Origin of the sequence: Acidocella sp., from assembly GCF_035535915.1 — a bacterium.
In the GTDB taxonomy this organism is placed as follows: domain Bacteria; phylum Pseudomonadota; class Alphaproteobacteria; order Acetobacterales; family Acetobacteraceae; genus Acidocella.
The window spans coordinates 1-7,280 of the sequence record NZ_DATLPB010000039.1 but is presented as its reverse complement, the minus strand read 5'-3'; the positions used below and the strand labels follow the sequence as shown (position 1 = coordinate 7,280).

General features: G+C 62.8%; 6 protein-coding genes. 5 read left to right on the top strand and 1 reads right to left on the bottom strand.

Going from position 1 to position 7,280, the window contains the following annotated elements; translation table 11 throughout:
• Positions 1-48: 48 nt before the first annotated feature.
• The 3 genes from VNC39_RS05090 (at position 49) to VNC39_RS05080 (ending at position 2,988) form a co-directional block, all read left to right on the top strand.
• Entirely contained in the window at positions 49-807 is a 759-nt protein-coding gene (locus VNC39_RS05090; RefSeq protein WP_325396831.1) for a molybdopterin-dependent oxidoreductase, read from the top strand.
• A 129-nt stretch (positions 808-936) separates the two neighbouring features.
• Positions 937-2,472 carry an FAD-dependent oxidoreductase gene (locus tag VNC39_RS05085; protein ID WP_325396829.1) on the top strand — a complete coding sequence of 512 codons (1,536 nt, stop codon included), beginning with the start codon at positions 937-939 and terminating at the stop codon, positions 2,470-2,472.
• 207 nt (positions 2,473-2,679) lie between these two features.
• Entirely contained in the window at positions 2,680-2,988 is a 309-nt protein-coding gene (locus VNC39_RS05080) for a DUF3303 family protein (RefSeq protein WP_325396827.1), read from the top strand.
• 84 nt (positions 2,989-3,072) lie between these two features.
• On the opposite strand, the gene VNC39_RS05075 is transcribed toward VNC39_RS05080, so the two are convergent.
• Positions 3,073-3,405, bottom strand: a complete 333-nt coding sequence (locus tag VNC39_RS05075; protein ID WP_325396825.1) for a GYD domain-containing protein — start codon at positions 3,403-3,405, stop codon at positions 3,073-3,075.
• 405 nt (positions 3,406-3,810) lie between these two features.
• Between VNC39_RS05075 and VNC39_RS05070 the strand changes: the two genes are divergently transcribed.
• Together VNC39_RS05070 and VNC39_RS05065 are read left to right on the top strand one after the other, a co-directional pair.
• Complete coding sequence (locus VNC39_RS05070; RefSeq protein ID WP_325396823.1) at positions 3,811-5,613, top strand: PDZ domain-containing protein; 1,803 nt, start codon at positions 3,811-3,813, stop codon at positions 5,611-5,613.
• Between the two features lie 260 nt (positions 5,614-5,873).
• A partial coding sequence (locus VNC39_RS05065; protein WP_325396821.1) for a methyl-accepting chemotaxis protein occupies positions 5,874-7,280 on the top strand: 1,407 nt, incomplete at its 3' end.

The window sequence follows — 7,280 nt, the reverse complement described above, 5'->3', positions numbered from 1 at the left end:
GCTGAAGTCGATGATCGTTACTGTCCCTACGGAAACCGAGGAAAGCCGATGAGCGCCCGACGCAACAGGCCGGCCGTCGGCATAGCCGAGATCAGACCGGAACTGGAACGGCTGCGCCGGCGCGGCTTCCTGCGGAACGCGCTGTCGCTGGGCGGCCTGACGCTGCTGACCGGCTGCGACCTTGCCACCCATTCCGGTGTCGATGCCGCGCTGGAGGCGATCATGCGCTTCGACGACCGGGTCCAGGCGGCGCTGTTCAGCCGCCAGCGCCTGGCCGCGACCTACGAGGCCAGCGCCATCACCCGCCCGTACCGCTTCAACGCGTTTTATGCGGAATGGCAGGTGCGGCCGGTGCCGGACAACTGGGCGCTGGCTGTCAGCGGCCAGGTCGCCGACCGACGGCCCTGGACGTTGCCGGCGCTGATGGCGCTGCCGCAGCAGGGGCAGATCACCCGCCACATCTGCATCGAGGGCTGGAGCCAGATCGGCCAGTGGAGCGGCGTGCCGCTGCATGTGTTTCTGCGCCGCGTCGGCGCGGACCTACGGGCACGCTATGTCAGCTTCACCTGCTTCGACGGCTATTCGACGAGCCTGGACATGGAAAGCGCGCTGCACCCGCAGACCCTGCTGGCCCTGGATTTCGTCAATCAGCCGCTCGCGCCGCAATGGGGCGCGCCATTGCGCCTGCGGATCCCGACCAAGCTCGGCTTCAAAAGCGCGAAAAACCTGCAGGCCATTGAAGTGACGAACAAGGATCCGGGCGGATATTGGGAAAACCAGGGCTATGATCAATTTGCCGGCGTCTGATTTTCCGGCCGCCTGAGCCCACGCAGATCGCAGCGGCTTACCCTTCCGTGAACATTGCGGCATCCGATGAAAACGCCACCCGATCGACCATATTAAGTTGGTGCGGATCGGATCACGGAAGGGACGGACATGGCCAACGAGGAAGCTGGGGTCAGCGGCCCCGATTTCACCCAGGGCATCGAGCCGGCTGACCTTGCCGAGGGCGGCAAGCTGGTCGGCCATGTCGAGGGCGAGCCGGTTCTCCTGGTGCGCCAGGGGCCCGAATTGTTCGCCGTTGGGGCCCAGTGCACGCATTATCACGCGCCCCTGGTCGATGGACTCGTGGTGGGCGACACGGTGCGTTGTCCCTGGCATCATGCCTGCTTCAGCCTGCGCACGGGCGAGGCCACACGCCCGCCGGCCTTCGACCCGCTCCCGTGTTTTTCCGTCGAGCAGACCGGCGGCAGGATTTTCGTGCGCAGGAAGCAGGAACCGGTTGCGGCGGCGCCCCGTGGCGCGGAAGGCGCGAACGCGCCCGAAAGAATCGTAATCGTCGGCGGCGGCGCGGCCGGGTTTGCCGCCGCCGAGCGGTTGCGGCGGGAGCGCTACCAGGGAAGCATCATCATGCTGAGCAACGATGATGCAGCGCCCGTGGACCGGCCGAACCTCTCCAAGGATTATCTCGCCGGCAGCGCCCCGGAGGACTGGGTCCCGCTGCGCCCTGACAATTACTACGCCGAGAACGGCATCGAACTCCGCCTGGGGGAGAGCGTCAGCTTCATCGATGTGGCTTCGCGCCGGGTGATGGTCGGGAACGGGCGCCATGTGCCCTACGACCGTCTGTTGCTCGCCACCGGCGCCGAACCGATCCGCCTGCCGATCCCGGGCGCCGACCTGCCGCATGTGCGCACGCTGCGAACGCTCGCGGACTGCCAGGCCATCATCGAGCGCGCCGCTTCGGCCCGCCGGGTCGTCGTGCTGGGCGCGAGCTTTATCGGCCTTGAGGTTGCCGCCTCCCTGCGGGCGCGTGGCCTTGCCGTGCATGTGGTCGCGCCGGAAAAGCGGCCGATGGAGCGCATTCTCGGGGCGCAGATGGGCGATTTCGTCCGCGCGCTGCACGAGACGCACGGCGTGGTCTTCCACCTCGAGGACAAGCCAAGCGCCATCGGCGACAAGCGGGTGACGCTCGCAAGCGGCAATACGCTCGAGGCGGACCTCGTGGTCCTCGGCGTCGGCGTGCGCCCACGGATTGCGTTGGCGGAAGCCGCGGGGCTGACCGTCGACCGCGGTGTCGTCGTGAACGAATATCTCCAAACAAGCGCGCCGGACATCTGGGCGGCCGGTGACATCGCGCGCTGGCCCGACCCGCATAGCGGCGAGCATATCCGCGTCGAACATTGGGTGGTCGCCGAGCGCCAGGGGCAAACCGCCGCGCTCAACATGCTCGGCCACCACGAGACATTCACCGCCGTGCCGTTCTTCTGGAGCCAGCATTACGACATCCCGATCAATTATGTCGGCCATGCCGAAACCTGGGACGAACTCGTGGTCGAGGGCGACATCGCCGCCAAGGATTGCATTCTTCGATTCAAGCGCAACAAGCGTGTCCTAGCCGTCGCCTCGATCTTCCGTGACGTCGAGAACCTCCAAGCCGAGCTGGCGATGGAGCATGATGACGCGGGTTGACTGAAATCGTTTAAGAGTGCCGTCCGGCCCTGAGACCGATGCCTCTTACGTTCCCGATGGCCATTCCGCCATCCAGGATGGCCCGCGTCAGGCCGGGCCCGTTCGCCAGATGGCGGCGGGCATGAATGGGCTTCCCCCGGGGACCAGCCGTGACAACCCCGTTTATTTTCGAGACAGCAATGACATTCTGAGCATGGGAGCGAAACGATGAGATTCCTGATGAAGATTTCCTTCCCTGTCGAGGCCGGCAATGCCGCCGCGAAGAAGGACGGGTTTAAGGTGGTTGATACCATTCTCGGGCAACAGAAGCCTGAAGCAGCCTATTTCGTCGCGATCGGCGGCCGGCGCACCTGCCTGATGATCATAGACCTGGTCAGCGCCTCGGACATCCCGCGCATCGCCGAACCTTGGTTCCTGGCGCTGCATGCCAGCATCGAAGTTATGCCGGCAATGGTGGCCGAGGATCTGCGGAACGCGGCGCCAGCGATCGAACAGGCCGTGAATGATTTCGGCTGACGGCCGGCTTTGTTTCAAGGCGAAGGGCCACCACGCGCCCGCCCCACTCTCGGTACGCCTTTCACCAGCGGGAGCAAATTGGCATCAAGCGTGCGGTGGCTTGTATCCAGTCTTCGTATCGTGTGCGCGCTTCATGGCCGCCTCGGCTTCACTGGCACTCAGCAACGAAACCGTCTCGAAGCGGGTGAAAGCGCCGGTCGCCATGGCCGCAAGCGCGCAGGCGGCGGCGGTCTTCGAATCCGGAAATTCACAGATCCCAAGCCCATCATAGTCACCCAGCGAAAAATAGTAATAGTGCAGTTTGCCGCCGAACCCCTCGATAAGCGCCTTTGCCGCGCCCGTGCGGTCGTTCGGCCTCTCAACCAGCGCTTTGGCTGACCCGGCAGTAAATTGCCAACGCATCATGAAGTGAGACATTGCTTCCTCCGTGTTTCTGATTGTGATGATCGGAAGGCGTACGCTTCACGGGCGGAACGGATGCACATCTTTAGCATGTGGCCTGAATAGGCATTAGCCACTTCAAGCTGCATCATGAAACCACGCCCTATGCGCGATCGCAATGTGCTGGAAAATTCGTGTAAAAACCACTCTGATCGCGCACCACCGAAGATAAAACGTTTTTTGCCCGTTCCATAGACCCGCGCATCGAATATGATGCGCCCCCGTGGCGCCATGCGGGTAGGTTGAACTTTCGCGGCCGGCGCTGCGTTTTGCCCCGGTCGGCCACATCGTATCAGCACCGGCACCTACGGAGCCCTGCCTTTGTCCAATTCCGCTTTATCCCGGCTTGCATTGGTGGTTCTGACAGCATGGGGGATGTCGATGGTCCTGCCATCGTTCAATCGCCTGGCCTGGCCGCTTGCGTCATTCGGGTTCGACGTGGACAATAATGGCGTCGTGGTCGATCTGGTCGGCCCGTTCGACAGCATCCGGGACTCCCCGGCGGCAGCGGCGGGGCTCACCGTCGGGGACCGGATCGACCTGAAACAAATGAACTGCTGGGCTCCCGGCAGCCTTGTTTGCGCGGCGCTCGTCACGGTGCTCGGCGGGTCGGCGGGGTTGCAGGAAACATTCCTAGACCGGAACGTAAACCTCATCATCCGCCCGGGCACAGGCGGGGCGAGCCGCGTCGTGCATCTGCGCGCGAAGCGTGTTTCGCTCGACCTGTCCGGCCGGCTTGTTCTGCTCGCGGACACCATCGCCAGCATTCTCACAATGCTGGCCGCCGCCTGGCTGGTCTGGACCCGACCCGGGTGGATGACTTGGGGGTTTTTTCTCTATTTCTTCTGGTTCAATCCAGGGCAGACCTACGTCTATTACGCGCTCCTCCAAGCTCAGCCGGTGCTGCTTCTGATCGAACAAGGTCTGGAAGATCTTGCCATAGGCGCCGCCATGGGCGGGCTGCTCATCTTTGCCTTGAGCTTCCCCCATGCCGTTCCGGATCCGCGCTGGCGCCGATGGGCCCGGCTGGCGCTCTGGCTCGGCGCCGGCATGGCCGTGCTGCAATTGCTCATCGGCGCTAATTTGTTTGGCCTGCCGACTGAGATCTTCTCCATGGCCGGTTATATCTACAGCTATGGCCTTAATGCGATGGCCCTGGCCTTGCTGCTGGTGCGCCGGCGTGAACTGCATCCTCGTAACGAGCAGCGCATGCGCTGGGTTATTGCCGGTTGCGCGATCGGATTGCCGGTTTTCATTTTTGCCGAGCTCTGCCAGACGACCGGGCTGCTGCAGAATATATGGGGCAATGCTCCGTCGCAGACGGTGCTCGGGTTGCTGTATCTCGTCCAGGGCGTTCTGGCCTATTTCGTATGGACGGCCGTGCGCCGCGAACGCGTGATCAGCGTCGCCATCCCGCTGCGGCGAGGCACCGTCATGACGGCGCTGACACTGGCGCTGGGTGTCCCCGTCATGTTTCTCCACGAGCGCATCGCGCAAAGTCAGGAAATGTGGCACCTGCCGCGATGGCTTTGGCCGTTAGTGGTTGCGCCGGTCCTGCTGGTCGCGCTGCAGCGCTTGCACGAGGTCGCGGTGGACCTCGCGGATCACGCCTTTCATCATAGCTATCACCAGGCCCGGCATGGGCTGGAGCTGGCGGAACGCATGGTCCGCGAGGCTGACAATTTCGCCACCATCGACCGATGGCTCGTCGAAGCGCCGGTTCGCTCTCTCCGCCTCACATCGGCGGCTGTATTTCGCGATGTCGATGGTGCTTTACAGCGCATGATACCGGCCATCGGCTGGCCTGCCGCGCCACTGCCCGAGCTGCGCCGGGACCTCGACGCCCAGGTAACCGGATGTCTTGCGCGGGGCAAGCCGATTCCACTCCTCCCCAGGCAGTGGCAGCCTGATGGATCGCCCTCCGAAGAGCAGGCGCCATGCCTTGCGGTGCCGATCCTGGGCTGGGCGGGAGAGGCCATCGCCCTCGCTCTCTTCGGCCCCCATGAAACCGGCAGCGATATCACACCCGATGAAAGCGACCTGTTGCACAGGCTCGCGATTCAGGCAGGCCAGGGATATGACCGCGTGGAGATGGAAACGTTACGTCGCGAGCTGCGGGAGCTTCGCGCGCAACTAGCCGATCGCGCCGAAGCACCGCCCCTTCCCCGCCCCCCCGAAAGCTGATCCGGCGGGAACGCGGCGCGGCGTTAGGTCGGCCGCCCGACATTTATCGATCGTAAGGGTGTACCGACCTGAACGAACCTAGTCGAACATTGCCTTCAAATTTTTTAAAATTGGCGATTCCAAGATTGTCAATATACACGCAATAGTTGTATACATGAAAGTAAGTTAAACTTTAGGCGTACACGGGAACGTTCACGGAATATCGGTAATCGTTACCATCGACGACGACTAATGTACTCACCGCACGGAATTGGATGGCCATGAATAACCTCTCGATCTTTGGTAAGATTTTTTCTATCGCTCTCGTGTTTGGAGTTTTTGTCATTGCTGTCGCATTCTATGCGACAGGCCAGGTGCGGTTTATCAATAATGAGTACACACATCTAAAAGATGGCCTGACTTTATCCACCGAGAACATCGCCCAGGCGAATGCAGACATTCAGGCGATGGAAGCGCACACCGCTCAGGTGATGCTCGACGCTCCCGGTTCCGCGGAGCAAAAAGCTGATCTGTCTGCGACCGCATGGTACAAAGATCGATTTGGCCAGTTCCTGGATCAGTCCGCGATCGCGTCTCCGAGCTTTGCCAATGATTTCATGAATCTAAAATCGCATGCCCTGCAGGTCGTCGATGGCGCTTGCGGCAATTCGATTCACCTGGCCACGACAGCCACCACGTCCGCAGAAATCGCGACCGCGCAAGCCACCTTTCTCAGCGAGTGCGCACCGCAATTTCCCGCCCTGGTGAAAGGCATGCAGGGGCTGAAATCCCGCCTCTTGAACGGCCAGGCCGCGACGGCATCCACGCTGACGAAGGTGGCGAACGTCACGGTCATGACAACTTTTGCCCTGATCCTCGGGGGCCTGGTGCTGATGATGCTGGGCGGTTTCTTTGCCGTCCGCAGCTGGATTGTCATGCCGATCAAGGGGCTGCAAAAAGTGATGGGCCGCTTGTCTGGCGGCGACCTGCAAGCCGAGATCACCGGTGCGGACCGCAAGGACGAGATCGGTGGCATGGCCCGCGCGGTACAGGTATTCAAGGATGCCGGCATCGAGAAGCAGCGGCTGGAAGCAGAAGCTGAGTCTCAGCGCCAGACGGTTGAGCAGGAGCGGCAGCGCACGGAAGTCGAGCGTGCGGCGGCGGCCAAGCAGCAGGCGTTCGTCGTGCACTCGGTGGCTGAAGGCTTGGCGAAGCTTTCCGGCGGCGACCTGATGTTCCGCCTGACCGAGGCGTTCTCGGCCGATTACGAGAAGCTGCGCGGCGATTTCAATGCGGCGATGGAGAAGCTGCAGGTGACGATGCAGGCCATCGCCACCAACACGCAAGGCGTGCGCTCGGGCGCTGAGGAAATCACCCAGGCGTCGGACGATCTGTCGCGGCGCACCGAGCAGCTGGCGGCGAGCCTGGAAGAGACGGCGGCCGCACTCGATGAGATCACCGCGACGGTGCGGCGCACCGCCGAGGTGGCGAACGAGGCGCGCGACCTGGTCTCGACCTCGAAGACCGACGCCGAGCGGTCCGGCGAGGTGGTGCGCCAGACGGTGGGGGCGATGGACGGCATCGAGACCTCGTCCAAGCAGATCGCCAACATCATCGGCGTGATCGACGAGATCGCCTTCCAGACCAATTTGCTGGCGCTCAATGCCGGGGTGGAAGCGGCGCGCGCG

Excerpts from the sequence above, each read along its gene's own strand:
- VNC39_RS05085 (WP_325396829.1), top strand. The coding sequence starts at position 937 with ATGGCCAACGAGGAAGCTGGGGTCAGCGGCCCCGATTTCACCCAGGGC.
- VNC39_RS05070 (WP_325396823.1), top strand. The coding sequence starts at position 3,811 with ATGGTCCTGCCATCGTTCAATCGCCTGGCCTGGCCGCTTGCGTCATTC.
- VNC39_RS05075 (WP_325396825.1), bottom strand. The coding sequence starts at position 3,405 with ATGTCTCACTTCATGATGCGTTGGCAATTTACTGCCGGGTCAGCCAAA.
- VNC39_RS05080 (WP_325396827.1), top strand. The coding sequence starts at position 2,680 with ATGAGATTCCTGATGAAGATTTCCTTCCCTGTCGAGGCCGGCAATGCC.
- VNC39_RS05090 (WP_325396831.1), top strand. The coding sequence starts at position 49 with ATGAGCGCCCGACGCAACAGGCCGGCCGTCGGCATAGCCGAGATCAGA.